General features: G+C 70.2%; 11 protein-coding genes and 2 pseudogenes. 5 read left to right on the top strand and 8 right to left on the bottom strand.

What is annotated here, in order from left to right; translation table 11 throughout:
* Positions 1-75 precede the first annotated feature (75 nt).
* Positions 76-2,414, top strand: a pseudogene (locus L942_RS29070) (penicillin acylase family protein).
* On the opposite strand, the gene L942_RS29065 reads toward L942_RS29070, so the two are convergent.
* Positions 2,398-2,796 carry a hypothetical protein gene (locus L942_RS29065; RefSeq protein ID WP_037366677.1) on the bottom strand — a complete coding sequence of 133 codons (399 nt, stop codon included), beginning with the start codon at positions 2,794-2,796 and terminating at the stop codon, positions 2,398-2,400. The pseudogene L942_RS29070 and the gene L942_RS29065 overlap by 17 nt on opposite strands.
* Before the next feature lie 182 nt (positions 2,797-2,978).
* On the opposite strand from L942_RS29065, the gene L942_RS29060 reads away from it, so the two are divergent.
* Entirely contained in the window at positions 2,979-4,223 is a 1,245-nt protein-coding gene (locus L942_RS29060; protein ID WP_037366675.1) for a sensor histidine kinase, read from the top strand.
* Positions 4,208-4,855, top strand: a complete 648-nt coding sequence (locus tag L942_RS29055; RefSeq protein ID WP_037366672.1) for a response regulator transcription factor — start codon at positions 4,208-4,210, stop codon at positions 4,853-4,855. The genes L942_RS29060 and L942_RS29055 overlap by 16 nt, the downstream gene beginning before the upstream one ends.
* A 39-nt stretch (positions 4,856-4,894) precedes the next feature.
* On the opposite strand, the gene L942_RS29050 is transcribed toward L942_RS29055, so the two are convergent.
* Positions 4,895-6,547: a glutamate--tRNA ligase gene (locus tag L942_RS29050; protein WP_037366669.1), complete on the bottom strand. Its 1,653-nt coding sequence runs from the start codon at positions 6,545-6,547 to the stop codon at positions 4,895-4,897.
* A 182-nt stretch (positions 6,548-6,729) separates the two neighbouring features.
* Here L942_RS29050 and L942_RS29045 point away from each other — a divergent pair, with 182 nt between their 5' ends.
* Positions 6,730-7,389 carry a PadR family transcriptional regulator gene (locus tag L942_RS29045; RefSeq protein ID WP_200862959.1) on the top strand — a complete coding sequence of 220 codons (660 nt, stop codon included), beginning with the start codon at positions 6,730-6,732 and terminating at the stop codon, positions 7,387-7,389.
* Here the strand turns inward: L942_RS29045 and L942_RS29040 are convergent.
* On the bottom strand, positions 7,332-8,147 hold the full coding sequence (locus tag L942_RS29040; protein ID WP_051166326.1) for a class I SAM-dependent methyltransferase: 816 nt from the start codon (positions 8,145-8,147) through the stop codon (positions 7,332-7,334). The genes L942_RS29045 and L942_RS29040 overlap by 58 nt on opposite strands.
* A gap of 110 nt (positions 8,148-8,257) precedes the next feature.
* Between L942_RS29040 and L942_RS29035 the strand changes: the two genes are divergently transcribed.
* Positions 8,258-9,100: a VOC family protein gene (locus L942_RS29035; protein ID WP_037366666.1), complete on the top strand. Its 843-nt coding sequence runs from the start codon at positions 8,258-8,260 to the stop codon at positions 9,098-9,100.
* A 4-nt stretch (positions 9,101-9,104) separates the two neighbouring features.
* Here L942_RS29035 and L942_RS29030 read toward each other — a convergent pair.
* The 5 genes and pseudogenes from L942_RS29030 to rpsB all read right to left on the bottom strand — a co-directional run.
* A pseudogene (locus L942_RS29030) lies at positions 9,105-9,923 on the bottom strand (phosphatidate cytidylyltransferase); the annotation flags it as partial.
* Positions 9,924-10,345: 422 nt separating this feature from the next.
* Positions 10,346-10,903, bottom strand: a complete 558-nt coding sequence (gene frr / locus L942_RS29025) for a ribosome recycling factor (protein ID WP_037366654.1) — start codon at positions 10,901-10,903, stop codon at positions 10,346-10,348.
* 49 nt (positions 10,904-10,952) lie between these two features.
* Entirely contained in the window at positions 10,953-11,699 is a 747-nt protein-coding gene (gene pyrH, locus L942_RS29020; RefSeq protein ID WP_037366649.1) for a UMP kinase, read from the bottom strand.
* A 96-nt stretch (positions 11,700-11,795) separates the two neighbouring features.
* Positions 11,796-12,611: a translation elongation factor Ts gene (gene tsf / locus L942_RS29015; protein WP_037366646.1), complete on the bottom strand. Its 816-nt coding sequence runs from the start codon at positions 12,609-12,611 to the stop codon at positions 11,796-11,798.
* A gap of 82 nt (positions 12,612-12,693) precedes the next feature.
* Positions 12,694-13,560: a 30S ribosomal protein S2 gene (gene rpsB, locus L942_RS29010; protein WP_037366645.1), complete on the bottom strand. Its 867-nt coding sequence runs from the start codon at positions 13,558-13,560 to the stop codon at positions 12,694-12,696.
* Positions 13,561-14,381 lie beyond the last annotated feature (821 nt).

Raw genomic sequence — 14,381 nt, 5'->3', positions numbered from 1 at the left:
TCCTGTTCAGGGGTGGGTCCCCGCGCCCGCCGCGATTAGCGTGCGCGGGGTCAACGCTGCTGCCGGGGGTGGGAAATGCGGTCCAAAGCTGCCGTCCTGATACTCGTTCTGACGCTGCTCGGCACCGCCCCGGCCGCGTCCGCGAGCCCCGCCATCGCGCTCGACGGCCTCTCCCGTCCGGTCGACGTGCTCGTCGACAAATGGGGCGTCCCGCACATCTACGCCGCCAACACCGCGGATCTGTTCTACGCACAGGGATTCACCGTCGCGCGCCACCGGCTCTTCCAGCTCGACACCTGGCGCCGCCGCGGGCTCGGTTTGCTCAGCGAGGTCCTCGGTGAGTCCTATGTGGACCAGGACCGCGCCGCCCGGCTGTTCCTCTACCGCGGCGACCTGCGCAAGGAATGGGCCGCTTACGGTCCCGAAGCGAAACTCGCCGCCACCCGGTTCGCCGAGGGGATCAACTCCTACGTCGACTGGCTCGCCCGGCACCCCGAGGCAGTCCCGCCGGAGTTCGGCCGGCTGGCCTACCAGCCGTCGAGGTGGCGGCCCGAGGACGTCGTCCGCATCCGCACGCACGCGATCGGCGAGAACCTCATGTGGGAGGTCGCCCGCGCCCAGATGGTGTGCCAGGCCGGGCCGAACGCGAGCAAGTACCTCCGCGGCCTGCATCCCGACCACGAGGCCGCGGTGCCCGAAGGCCTCGACCCTTGCTCAGTCCCCGGCGACGTGCTTTCCGTGTATGACAAGGCGACCGCGGCCGTCACGTTCCCGAAGGGCGTCGCCGGGCCGAAGGACCTCGCCGACGCCACCAGCGGCAGCAACTCGTGGGCGATCGGCCCGGACCGCACCGCCACCGGACGGCCGATCCTCGCCAACGACCCGCACCGCGGCGCCGACGCGTTGCCGTCCGGCCGCTATGTCGCCCAGCTTTCCGCGCCCGGCCTGGACCTCACCGGCGCCGGCGAGCCGTGGAACCCGGGCATCGCCATCGGCCACAACGATTCCGTCGCCTTCGGCCTCACGAACCTGCCGGTCGACCAGACCGACCTCTACGTCTACGACCTCGACCCCGCCGACCGCAGCCGGTACCGCTACCGCGGCGGCTGGGAACCGATCGCCAAGGTCGCCGAGACCATCCCGGTCCTCGGCCAGCCGCCGGTCACCCGCGAGCTGTCCTTCACCCGGCACGGCCCGATCGTGAAGGTCGACGAAGCAGCGCACCGGGCGTTCGCCGTGCGGACCGTGTGGACCGAACCCGGCAGCGCGGCCTATCTCGGCAGCCTCAACTACCAGCGGGCCCGCGATTTCGCCGAGTTCACCGCCGGAATGCGCACGTGGGGCGCGCCCGGGTCGAACCTCGTCTACGCCGACGTCCACGGCGACCTCGGCTACGTCCCCGGCGCGCTGACCCCGCGCCGCACCGGGGCCGGATACGACGGCCTGCTGCCCGTACCCGGCGACGGCCGCTACGAATGGAACGGCTTCCACGCCAACTCCGAACTCCCGTGGCAGCACAACCCGCCGTCCGGATTCTTCGCCTCCGCCAACGACTACAACCTGCCGCCCGGCTTCCCGGTGGTGTCCAACTACGAATGGCAGCTGCCCTACCGCAAGGAGCGGATCGACGAGCTGATCAAGTCGACGCCGATTCGCTCGCCATCCAGCGCGACGAAAAGTCCTTGCTCGCCACGCGTCTCGTCCCGTTCCTGCGGAACCTTTCCTCGGCTGACCCGGACACCGCGAAAGCGCTCGACCTGCTGCGGGGCTTCGACGGCGTCGCGTCGGTCGATTCCGCCCCCGCCGCGCTGTACGAACCGTGGCTGCTGAAGTACCTCCACGGCGGCTGGGCGCACACGATGCTCCCGCGAGCCGCCGCGGACGTTCTTTCCCGCACCATCAACCCGGACTTCAGCCTCGTGCTCGCGTCCTTCGCCGACCCGGACGCGTGGTTCGGCCCCGGCGGCGCGGCCAAGCGCGACAAGCTGATCCTCGGCACCCTCCCGCTCGCTTTCCGGGACGTCGCCGGAAAACTCGGCAGCGACCCGGCGAAATGGCGCTGGGGTTCGCTGCAGTACCAGGAGTTCGGGCACCCGGCAGGCGGGCCGGACGTCGGCCCGACTCCGGTCGGCGGCGACTACCAGACCGTCCACCCGTCGTTCTTCCATCCGCTCACCTACCAGCAGATCATCGGCGCGACCTTCAAGATGGCGCTCGACGTCGGCGAGTGGGACGCCTCGCGGGCGATCAACGCGCCCGGCCAGTCCGGCGACCCGCGCAGCCCGCACTACCGCGACCTGCACGACCTGTGGGCGTCCGGCGGCTCGTTCCCCCTGCTGTCGAGCCGTTCGGCGGTCGAACGGAACCTCGACACCCGGATCCGGCTGGTCCCGAGGTTCACTTCGGGAACGTAGCCCGCAGCCGCGCGAGCGGAACCGCCGCGCCCGCCAGCACGATCGCGCAGCCGGTCTGCGCCAGCAGGAACCAGAGCGGGCACACGCCGGGGATCAGGTCGACGCCGACGATCGCGACCGGCGCGACGATCGCGATCAGCCGCATCCGCAGGTAAGCCGCACGCGATCCCCTCGCCGCGGCCGAAAGCAGCCACCACGAGACCACGGCGCTGGCGACCACGACCCCCGACCGGATCCACATGAAGCTGGACACCTCTCCGCCGGTGAGGGCCCGAGCCGCGATCGCTCCGAAGACGACCGCGCTCACCACTCCGTAAGCCGCGACGAATCCCTTGGCCAAGCCGAGCCGGTCCCGGGCGGCGCCGCGTTCGATGGTCTGCATCAGTGTTCTCCCTTGTGGTTTCCCGTTGTGCCAGCAACGCTAGGAAGCCGCGGCCGGACCCGGTATGGGCCTGGCCGCACGAGGGGGTGGGGCCAGACCCACTCCTGTCCCGCGGAGGCGGGAATCCGGCGATTCGTGGTGCACAGTGGACCGCGAAGCCGGATGGACAGGGGGAAGAAACGATGCGACAGCTATGGTCCTGGGTGCGCGGTTGCTGGAGGGGATTCGGCCGCTCCGCGCAGGCGGCGGGCGTGGCCCTGCTGATCCCGGCCGTATGGGCGGCCGCGGTGGCCCTGTGGCAGTTCTGGGGCGGCAGCCCGTGGTCGTGGATCGCGCCGTTCGCCTGGGCGGCGATCGGGACGCTGCTGCTGGCGCGGCCGGTGTGCCGGATGACCCGCGCGCTGGTCGCCCGATGGACCGGAACCGTGCTCCCGCCCGGGTACCGCGAGCTGCCGCCGGTCACCCAGCTCTCGACCGGCTACTGGTGGAACGGCCACTCCTACTCGCGCACCCAGGAAGAGGCCCGGCGCGAACAGCGGCTCAAGAACTGGCGCCACGACCCGGCGACCTGGCGCGACCTGCGGTTCGTCGTCCTCGCGCCGTTCTCGTTCGGCCTGGTCGCGAGCGTGCCGCTGCTCGGCTTCGGTGTGGCCTTCCTGGCTCTGACGAGCCTCCCCAGCGGGTACCTGGCCGGTCTGCTGGTGACGATCGCGACCTCGCCGTACGCGTGGCGGAGCGTCCGCCCGGTGGCCACGCGGTTCCTGGGCGCGTCCACGGCGATGGAACTGGCGGACCGCGTCGACACGCTGACCGCCCTGCGCGCGGACACGACCATCGCGCAGGCCGCGGAAATCCGCCGCATCGAACGGGATCTGCACGACGGCGCGCAAGCCCGGCTGGTCGCGCTCGGCCTCGCGCTGGCGACCGCGGAGAAGCTGATGGAGACGAATCCCGAGCAGGCCAAGGAATTGCTGCGCGACGCCCGGGCCGGCGCGGCCACCTCGCTCACCGAATTGCGCGAACTGGTCCGCGGCATCAGCCCGCCCGTGCTGAACGAACGCGGGCTCGTCGACGCGGTCCGCGCGATGGCGATGGACATGCCGGTGGACGTGACCGTCGAAGCCGATCTTCCGCATCCGCTCGATCCGCCGATCGAATCCGCGCTGTACTTCGGGATCGCCGAGTTGCTCGCCAACGCGGTGAAGCACGCTCGCGCGGCACACGTGCGGATTTCCCTGCGGTGGCAAGGAGATCGGCTGTGCGCCGAGGTCGAGGACGACGGCAGCGGCGGGGCCGGGATCCGTCCGGACGGCGGGCTCGCCGGACTGCGCCGCCGCCTCGCGGTCTTCGACGGCACCCTGGAACTCACCAGCCCGGAAGGCGGGCCGACCCGGGCGTGGATGATGGTGCCATGCGCATCGTCGTAGCCGAAGACCTCTACCTGCTGCGGGACGGATTGGTCCGGCTCCTGCAGGCATACGGCCACGAGGTGGTGGCGACCGCGACGACCGGCCCGGAGACCGTCGCCGTGCTGCGGGAACACCGGCCGGACGTCGCCGTGGTCGATGTCCGGATGCCGCCGACGCAAACGGACGAGGGCCTGCGTGCCGTCCTCGCCGCGCGCCGCGAGACGCCCGGACTGCCGGTGCTGATCCTGTCGCAGCACGTCGAACAGCTCTACGCCCGCGAGCTGCTGGCCGAGGGAGCCAGCGGCGTCGGATATCTGTTGAAGGACAGCGTTTTCGAGGCCGAGCAGTTCATCGACGCGCTCGAACGCGTCGCGGCGGGCGGCACGGCGATGGACCCGGCGGTGATCTCGAAGCTGCTCACGAGCGGGTCGCCGGACCAGCGGCTCGGCTCGCTGACCGAGCGCGAGCGTTCGGTGCTGGAGCTGATGGCGGAAGGCCTGTCCAACGCGGCGATCGCCGGACGGCTGTTCCTGAGCGAAAGCGCGATCAGCAAGTACACGACATCGCTGTTCGGCAAGCTGGGCATCACCGACGACGAGACCGGCAACCGGCGCGTGCTGGCGGTGCTGACCTATCTGAACCGGCCGTGAAAACGGCCCGCACCGGATCCGGTGCGGGCCGTCGCCGGCTCAGCCGACCAGATTGCCGAAGCGCCGCAACGTTTCCTCCGCCCCCAGCGCCTGCGTGATCGAGTGCAGGTCCGGGCTGCGGGTCGACCCGGTGATCGCGATCCGGATGATCTGCGACGCCTCGCGGATCGAACCGGGGTACGCGTCCGGGTCCTTCTTGTATTCCTTGGCGTTCTTGGCGAACCCGTGCTTCGCCGCGACGTCGCGGATCTGCTGGAACCACTCCTGGCCGTCGTCGAGCTGCTGGTAGGCCGACACGAAGTCCGACGCCACCGCGCGCACGACGTCCGCCGGAACGCCGAGCGCCGCGATCCGCTCGTCGTCGGGACCAGTCGCCGCCTGGTGCAGCTGCGGGAAGAAGAACCCGTAGACAGCGCGGAACTCGCTCCACTTCTTCAGGTCCTTGCGCGGGTTCTCGACGCCCTCGCGCTCCACGGCCAGCGCGCGCAACGCCAGCTCCCGCGAAGACTCCAAGACCGCCTTGAGCTCCGGGTCGAACCGCTGCGCCCACTCCAGCACCGCCGCGAGGATCTCCTCGCCGGACAGCGTCGCGACGTAGTCGGCGGCGAGGTCGTCCAGCTTCACGAGGTCCACGAGCGGACCGGCGACACCGCACTCGTCGAGGTTGATCGGCGCGTCGAGCGCTTCGGGCAGCGGCATCTCGGCGAGCCGTCCGTTCGCCAGGCCGCGCAGGTAGTACAACACCGCCGGGACCGGGTAGCCGGCTTCGAGGTAGAAGTCGACGGAGGCTTCCGGGTCCTTGCGCTTGGACAGCTTCCGCTTGCTGCCGCCCTCCTGCTTCATCAGCGGCGCGATGTGCGCGTACTGGATCGGCTCGAACCCGAGCGCCTCGAACAGCTGCTGGTGCGTCGGCACCGACGAGATCCACTCGTCGCCGCGGATCACCAGGTTCACCCGCATCAGGTGGTCGTCGACCGCGTGCGCGAAGTGGTAGGTCGGCAGCCGCGGGCTCTGGTCGGAGCTCTTGAGGATCACCACGTCGTTGCGGTTGGCCTCGGCCTCGATGGTGCCGCGGATCGCGTCGGTGAAACGCACGCGCTGCCCGGTGTCGTCGGGCGCGCGGAAGCGGACCACCCACGGCTCGCCCGCGTCGAGCTTCGCCTGCACGTCGGCCGGGTCGGCGTCGCGCCAGATCGCCCACGAACCGTAGTAGCCCGTCGGGAGCTTCGTGGCCTGCTGCCGCGCGGTGATGGACGCCAGCTCGTCCTTCGTCGCGAAGTCGATGTACGCGCGGCCTTCGCGCAGAAGGTGGCGTACGTAGGTGAGGTAGATCTGCTCGCGCTCGGACTGCCGGTACGGGCCGTAGTCGCCGCCGCGCACCGCGTCCTCATCGGCCTGCAGCCCGAAGTACGCGAAGCCGCGCTCGAACTGCTCCAGCGCCCCTTCGACCTCGCGCGACTGGTCGGTGTCCTCGACGCGCACCAGGTAGCGGCCCCCGGAGCGGCGCGCGACGTCCTGGTCGATCGTCGCGACGTAGATGCCGCCGATGTGCACGAAGCCGGTCGGCGACGGGCCGAACCGGGTCACCTTCGCGCCGTCGGGCAGCTGACGGGCCGGATAGCGCTGTTCCCAGTGCTCAGGCTCGGGCAGATCCGCGGGGAACAGGGCGTCGATGACCGCACGGTCCAGCATCGGAGGTCGGGTCTCCCAGGTCGTTCGGGTGTTTTCGCTAGTGCTTCGAGTATCGCCGACCGCCGTCCTCCCCGGTCGTCCAGGTCCCGGGATGCCGGGGGGACTGTCGGCACGGTTGCCAACCGACCGTTTCCGATATATCGTGAACGTGTCGCAACAGTTCGAGAAAGGAACCCAAGACCATGAACCGACGACGACACCCCTTCCCCGGCGGACGCTCGTTCCCCGGCGGACATCACGAACACGGAGAACACGACCAGCGCGGACGGTCCTCCTTGGGCCCGTGGGGCCGGGAATTCGGCGAATTCGCCTTCGGGCCCGGCGGACGCGGACGACGCGGCCACGGTCCGGGCGGACGCCGGGGCTCCCGGCGCGGCCGGCGCGGCGACGTGCGGGCGGCGATCCTCGTCCTGCTCGCGGAACAGCCGCGGCACGGGTACGAGATCATCCGGGAGATCAGCGAGCGCAGCGGCGGGCTCTGGAGGCCCAGCCCCGGCTCGATCTACCCGACCCTGCAGATGCTGGCCGACGAGGGCCTGGTGGTGAGCCGCGACGAGAGCGGAAAGAAGCTCTTCGAGCTCACCGACGAGGGGCGCACGACTGCCGAACAGCAGACCGGCACCCCGCCGTGGGAGCACTTCACCGACGACGTCGAACCGGTCGAGCACGACCTGCGCAAGGCAGGCGCGACGCTCGCCGCGGCGGTCGTGCAGGTGATGCGCGCCGGCAGCGAGAACCAGCAGGCGCGCGCGGTGGACGTGCTCAACGAGGCACGCCGGTCGATCTACTCGATCCTCGGCGAGGTCGAGGAGTCCGACGAGCCGGGCGAGGCGGCCGAGTGACCGGGCAGGACGAGGCCGGTGGGCTTGACGCGGCAATGCACGCGATAGCCCACCGGCAGCGTCACCTCGCCCGATCCCGGGTTCAGGCGGCGCGTGTCAGCGATCGCCCGCTGCGCGACCTTCGCACTGAACTCGATCTTCAACACTGATTCCGCCGCGGCGAAGTCCGCGAAGCGCCAACGCGTGCGTACGCGCCGGCAGCTGAAGCCTTGCGCGGCGAAGAAGCGTTCCACCGCAGGCGGGTCGTAGCGCGGCAGATCTGCCCGCATCCACCCGCCGTACGGCTCGCTGGTCACGTCGAGGTCGACGATCATGATCGATCCTCCGGGCCGCAGCACCCGTTCCGCTTCGCGCAACCCAGGTTCGCAGCCAGGCCCGAAGAAGTACGCGGTGCGCGCGTGCACGATGTCCACACTGGCGTCGTCCACCGGCAGCCGCTGTGCTCGCCCCACGCGAACCCGCACGTTCTCCAGATCCCGCACCCGCCGCTCCGCGTCCCGCGCGAGCGGCGGGTGCGGTTCGATTCCGAGCACCGAGTGCGCGTCCTCGGCGAAGAGCGGCAGGTGGTATCCGTCGCCGCAGCCGAGATCGAGGACATCCAGGCCGGTCCAGTCGCGCTCTTCGCGCAGCACGCGCCAGATCTCGCCGTCGACGTCCTGCGCCTGGTTCTCCACGGCGTAGACCGGCTGGTAGTACCAGATGTTCGGGCTGGGGACGACTTCTTCGGACGCCGCCGGACCGCGGAACAACCAGCGCACGGCACTCCTCTCCGGTCCGGGGCGCCGACGGGCACGGCAGCTTTCCCGCTCAGAGCGTAGAACCCCGCTCCGCCGAATAGACTTCTCCCTCGTCGGGGAGGAGAAACGCAATGTCGACCGGCTGGCCAGGCTCCCGCACGATCCCCGCAGGTTTGCCCTGCTGGGTCGAGGTGGCGTGCCACGACGAAGCTCGCACGCAAGACTTCTACTCCCGCCTTTTCGGCTGGGACTACGAGACCCGGCGCGATCCCGCGTCGCCGACCGGGCGGTACTCCATCGCCTCGGCCGACGGGGTGGCCGCCGGTGGTCTGTACCAAGCCGGGGCCCGCAGCGCCCCCGGCTGGACGCTGCAGCTCGCGGTGCCGCACACGGCGAGCGCGGCCGAGTGGGTGGAGCACCTGGGCGGCCAGGTGACGCTCGGGCCGGTCGCGATTCCCGAGCGCGGCAGCATCCTGCACGCGATCGACGCGTGCGGCGCCCCGGTGGTGTTCTGGGAAGCCCCGCCGGACTGGCAGTTCGCGAGCGGAGTGCCCAACACGTTCAGCGGCGCGGACCTCAACACGCACGACGGCGTGGCCGCGGACCACTTCTACACCAAGCTGTTCAACTACTCGAGCCGTCAGGTCGGGGACGGCGAAAGCGTCGACTACGCGGAATATTCGATCGAGCACACGGCGGTGCTGTACCGCTACGTGATGGGCCCCGAATACCGCCGGGACACTCCCCCGCACTGGCTCGTCTACTTCGAGATCGACCCCGCGCGCGGCGCGGACGCGGCGGCGGGCGAGGCGCTGATGCTGGGCGGTTCGGTGGTGATCGAGCCGTACGACACCCCGTTCGGCCGCACCGCGATCCTCGCCGATCCGGACGGCGCGGTGTTCGCGGTGATCGACCACTCGCGGGTGCTGGAAGACGTGGGCCGCGCCGAGGTCGACGACCCGTACGACGACTGAGAACTCAGGCCGGGACGAAGGCCGACAGCAGCAGCCAGGACACGACGGCCGAGGGCAGCAGCGAGTCGAGGCGGTCCATGATGCCGCCGTGGCCGGGCAGCAACGTGCCCATGTCCTTGATGCCGAGGTCGCGTTTGATGAGCGATTCGACGAGGTCGCCGAGCGTCGCGGTGAGCACGATGGCCGCGCCGAAAATCGCGCCCTGCCAGGCGTGGCCGTCCAGCATGAGGCTGATGGTGAGCACGCCGGCGGCGATGCCCGCGATCATCGAACCGGCGAAGCCCTCCCAGGACTTCTTCGGGCTGATCGTGGGCGCCATCGGGTGTTTGCCGCCGAGCACCCCGGCGATGTAGCCGCCGGTGTCGGAGGCGACCACGGCGATCAGGAAGGTGAGCACCCGCCCGACACCGTCGTGCGGCGGCACGAGCATGGCCGCGAACGCACCGAACAACGGCAGGTACGCGGCGGCGAAAACGGAGGCGCTGACGTCGCGCACGTAGCCCTTCGCGCCGCCGGGCAATCGCCACAGCAGGCAGGCGAGGACGGTGAGCACGAACGCGGTGAGCGCGCCTTCCCGGCCGAACGGCCAGGCCAGCCAGATCATCGCCTGCCCGCCGACCAGCACCGGGATCAGCGCGACCTTGGTGTCCGCGACCCGGCGCAGCACGCCGGAGAACTCGAACGTGCCGACCGCGATCGCGGCGGCGATGACCCCGATGAAGAGGAACCGGACGGTGAGCAGCGAAACGATGATCGCGGCCCCGAGCAGCAGCCCGACGCCGATCGCCGCGGGAAGGTTGCGCCCGGCCCGGGACGCCCCCTTCTCCGATTCGGCCGTGCCACCGTTCGCGGGGTCGCCTTCGCCCTTCGCACCCTTGCCCGATCCGACGCCGGGAACACTCTTCGCGCCCTTGCCCGGTCCGGCCGCGGGAACGCCCTTCGCGCCCTTGCCCGGCTCGCGCGAGGCTTTCCCGCCCTGGTCCGGCCTGCCCGCGGGAACGCCGTTCGCGCCCTCGTTCGGTCCGCCCGCGGGAACGCCCTTCGCCGATCCGCTCCCGGTTTCCGCCTGCTTCCCCGACGCAGCGCCGGATTCCGCACGCGCGTCCGCCACGGTTTCCGCTTTCCGCTGCACGGCAGGGGGTTCCGGAGCCGGTTCCAGCCGCGAAACCGGGTCCGGCTCGGCGGCCGGGCCCGGTGGCGGGGTGTCGCTCACCCGCTCGTCGCGTTCCTCGCTCACCTGGCTCATCAGACCTCGAGCAGCTCGGCTTCCTTGTGTTTCACCAGCTCGTCGACCTGGTGCACGTAGGTGTCGGTGAGGTTCTGCAGCTCCTTCTCGGCGCGCGCGACCTCGTCCTCGCCGGCTTCGCCGTCCTTGGCGATGCGGTCGAGTTCTTCCTTCGCCTTGCGGCGGACGCTGCGGATCGAGACGCGGGCGTCCTCGCCCTTGCCCTTCGCGACCTTCACCATCTCCTTGCGCCGCTCCTCGGTGAGCTGCGGGATGACGATGCGGATGACGTTGCCGTCGTTGCTCGGGTTGACCCCGAGGTCGGACTCGCGGATCGCCTTCTCGATGGCGTTCAGCTGCGACTGGTCGTAAGGCTTGATCAACGCCATCCGGGCCTCCGGCACGTTGACACTGGCCAGCTGGTTCAGCGGCGTCGGCGCACCGTAGTACTCGACGACGATGCGGGAGAACATCGACGGGTGGGCCCGCCCGGTGCGCACCGACGTGAGGTCTTCCTTCGCGACGGACACCGCTTTTTCCATCTTCTCCTCGGCGTCGAGGAGGGTCTCGTCGATCACGGCTACTCCCGGTGTTGTGTTGTCGGACCTGAGCTTGATCCCAGCAGGTCTAGGCGGACGCCTCGTCGGCGGGGGTCGAGACCAGCGTGCCGATCCTCTCACCGCCCACCGCGCGGGCGATGTTGCCCTCGGTGAGCAGGTTGAACACGATGATCGGCATCTTGTTGTCCATGCAGAGGCTGAACGCGGTGGCGTCGGCGACCTTGAGGCCGCGCTCGAGCACCTCGCGGTGGCTGATCTCGGTGAACATCTTCGCGTCCGGGTCGGTCTTCGGGTCCGCGGTGTAGACGCCGTCCACAGCCTTGGCCATCAGGACGGCTTCGCAGCCGAGTTCGAGCGCGCGCTGCGCGGCGGCGGTGTCGGTCGAGAAGTACGGCATGCCGACGCCGGCGCCGAAGATGACGACGCGGCCCTTCTCGAGGTGCCGTTCCGCGCGGCGCGGGATGTAGGGCTCGGCGACCTGGCCCATCGTGATGGCGGTCTGCACGCGCGTCGGGAGGCCTTCCTTTTCGAGGAAGTCCTGCAGCGCGAGGCAGTTCATCACGGTGCCGAGCATCGCCATGTAGTCGGCGCGGTCACGGTCCATGCCGCGCTGGGACAGTTCCGCGCCGCGGAAATAGTTGCCGCCGCCGATCACCACCGCGATCTGCACCCCGGTGCGCGCGACGTCGGCGATCTGCTGGGCGACGGAGTGCACGACGTCGGGATCGACTCCGACGGCGCCGCCGCCGAACATCTCGCCGCCCAGTTTCAGCAGCACCCGGCGGTATCCGCCCTCGACCCGGTCCTCACCCATGTCTGTCGCCTCCTGCCCCTCGGTAGACCCGACTGTGCCCCGTCCCCGACGCGCGGAGACGGGGCACAGTGCCAGAACCTAGTCCCAGTGCCTCGCTCAGGCCTGGCCGACCTCGAACCGGGCGAACCGGGTCAGGGTCACGCCGGCCTCGTCGAGCAGGGCCTTGACGGTCTTCTTGTTGTCCTTGACCGACGGCTGCTCGAGCAGCACGTTGTCCTTGTAGTACGCGTTGACCTTGCCCTCGATGATCTTCGGCAGCGCCTGCTCGGGCTTGCCTTCCTCGCGGGCGGTCTGCTCGGCGATGCGGCGCTCGTTCTCGACGATCTCGGCCGGCACCTCGTCGCGGGTCAGGTACTTCGCGCGCAGCGCGGCGACCTGCATGGCGGCGCCGCGGGCGGCCTCGGTGTCGTCGCCGGTGAACTCGACCAGCACGCCGACGGCCGGCGGGAGGTCGGAGCCGCGGCGGTGCAGGTAGATCGCGGTCTGGCCCTCGAACGACACCACGCGGCGCAGCTCGAGCTTCTCGCCGATGCGGGCCGAGAGCTCCTGCACGACCTCGTTGACCGGCTTGCCGTCCAGGTCGGCGGCCTTCAGCGCCTCGACGTCGCTGGTCTTCAGGGTCTTCGCGGTCTCGACGATCTTCGCCGCGAGCTGCTGGAACTCGTCGTTCTTGGCGACGAAGTCGGTCTCGGAGTCGAGCTCGATCATGACGCCGCCGTCGCCGGCGACCAGGCCCTCGGCGGTGGCGCGCTCGGCGCGCTTGCCGACGTCCTTGGCGCCCTTGATGCGCAGGAACTCGACGGCCTTCTCGAAGTCGCCGTCGTTCTCCTCGAGGGCCTTCTTGCAGTCCATCATGCCCGCGCCGGTCATCTCGCGCAGGCGCTTCACGTCAGCGGCGGTGTAGTTCGCCATCGTGTTGAATCCGTCCGTTTCAGGTACGTGTGCGGTGAGCGCCGTCCGGGCGGCCCTGCGCGGACCGCCCGGACGGGGTGGATCAGGAGTTGGCCGGAGCCTGCTCGCCGGTGGCTTCCGCGGTCTCGGTCGCGGCGGCGGCCTCGGTCGCGTCGGCGGCGGCGGTCTCCGAGCCCGCGAGGAGCTCCTTCTCCCACTCGGCCAGCGGCTCGTCCGAAGCACCGGTCTCCGGCTTCGCGTCGGCCGAGGCGCCGTTGCGGCCGGAACGGGCCATCAGCCCGGCCGCGGCGGCCTCGGCGACGACCTTCGTCAGCAGCGCGGCGGAACGGATCGCGTCGTCGTTGCCCGGGATCGGGTAGTCGACCTCGTCCGGGTCGCAGTTGGTGTCGAGGATCGCGACGACCGGGATGTTGAGCTTGCGAGCCTCGCCGACGGCGATGTGCTCCTTTTTGGTGTCGACGATCCACACCGCGGACGGCACCTTGGCCATGTCCCGGATGCCGCCCAGGGTCTTCTCGAGCTTGTCCTTCTCGCGGGTCAGCGTGAGGATCTCGCGCTTGGTCAGGCCGGAGAAACCGCCGGTCTGCTCCTGGGCCTCGAGCTCCTTCAGGCGGAGAAGGCGCTTGTGGACGGTCTGGAAGTTGGTCAGCATGCCGCCGAGCCAGCGCTGGTTCACGTAGGGCATGCCCACGCGCGCGGCCTCGTTGGCGATGGCTTCCTGAGCCTGCTTCTTGGTGCCGACGAACATGATGGTGCCGCCGTGCGCGACGGTTTCCTTGATGAACTCGTACGCACGGTCGATGTAGGTCAGCGTCTGCTGCAGGTCGATGATGTAGATGCCGTTGCGCTCGGTGAAGATGTAGCGCTTCATCTTCGGGTTCCACCGACGGGTCTGGTGCCCGAAGTGCACGCCGCTGTCGAGCAGCTGCTTCATGGTGACGACGGCCATTGCCGGAATCACACCTTCTCTGTAATCGCGCGCTCCCGCTGTCGGTCTTCGATCCGCCGGCGGAGGCGCTGTTCCGGTTAGTCGCCCCCGACCGGGAGGTCGTGGGCCCTGGTGCCGTAGCCGATGCCCGGACCCGCGGGTTCGGTAGTGCGCAACCCCAGGGACCGCCGGACACCGTGCGCCCCTCCGTCCGGGTTCCCGCCAGAAGCGGCCCGTCCGGGGACGCGCGCACGTGCACGCGAAGTCAGCCCAGCGAGTGGGCTGCGGAATTGATTCTACCCCCTGCCACCAGGCCCGCCCCTGCGGGCAGCCTTCGCCCCGCCCGGAGTTGTCCACAACTGTGCCCGCCTGTGGACAACCCCCGCTGAACAGCCGGTTTCCGTCGGCCGGTGGCTGAGGATGGGGACATGACCGCTAAGCGAGCTTTTTCCGCTGCCCCTGCTTCCACCGACGTCGCCACTGCTGCCGCTGTCGCCGACGTTCGCGCTGTCACCGACGCTGCCGCTGCCCTCTCTGCCGACTCCAGCACTACCTCCTCGCCACACTCGCCCCCTGCGGGCCGCCCTGCCGACTCCGGCGCGACCTCGTCGCCACGTTCGCCCTCGACGCCGAGCGCGGTTCGCTCAGCACCCTCGCCTGTCCCGCGCCCGGACAGAGAGGCGAGCAGCCAGTCCACTCCCTCGCCGAATCCATCGCGACTGGCGGCATCGGCGCTCCCACTGGTGCCGGAACCGCATCCGGTGTTCCAGGCGACGGCCGCGCTGCTCGCCCAGCACCCGACTGCGGCCGCCACCCTCCTGAGCACAGGCGACACCACCCCG

The sequence above is a fragment of the Amycolatopsis orientalis DSM 43388 genome, from assembly GCF_000411975.1.
In the GTDB taxonomy this organism is placed as follows: domain Bacteria; phylum Actinomycetota; class Actinomycetes; order Mycobacteriales; family Pseudonocardiaceae; genus Amycolatopsis; species Amycolatopsis orientalis_D.
Note: the sequence above shows the minus strand (reverse complement) of the source record. Positions and strands in the feature narration are given on the sequence as shown.

Bases quoted from the DNA above. Each gene is read 5' to 3' on its own strand.
- L942_RS29065 (WP_037366677.1), bottom strand. From the start codon at position 2,796: ATGCAGACCATCGAACGCGGCGCCGCCCGGGACCGGCTCGGCTTGGCC.
- L942_RS29060 (WP_037366675.1), top strand. From the start codon at position 2,979: ATGCGACAGCTATGGTCCTGGGTGCGCGGTTGCTGGAGGGGATTCGGC.
- L942_RS29055 (WP_037366672.1), top strand. From the start codon at position 4,208: ATGCGCATCGTCGTAGCCGAAGACCTCTACCTGCTGCGGGACGGATTG.
- L942_RS29050 (WP_037366669.1), bottom strand. From the start codon at position 6,547: ATGCTGGACCGTGCGGTCATCGACGCCCTGTTCCCCGCGGATCTGCCC.
- L942_RS29045 (WP_200862959.1), top strand. From the start codon at position 6,730: ATGAACCGACGACGACACCCCTTCCCCGGCGGACGCTCGTTCCCCGGC.
- L942_RS29035 (WP_037366666.1), top strand. From the start codon at position 8,258: ATGTCGACCGGCTGGCCAGGCTCCCGCACGATCCCCGCAGGTTTGCCC.
- pyrH (WP_037366649.1), bottom strand. From the start codon at position 11,699: ATGGGTGAGGACCGGGTCGAGGGCGGATACCGCCGGGTGCTGCTGAAA.
- tsf (WP_037366646.1), bottom strand. From the start codon at position 12,611: ATGGCGAACTACACCGCCGCTGACGTGAAGCGCCTGCGCGAGATGACC.
- rpsB (WP_037366645.1), bottom strand. From the start codon at position 13,560: ATGGCCGTCGTCACCATGAAGCAGCTGCTCGACAGCGGCGTGCACTTC.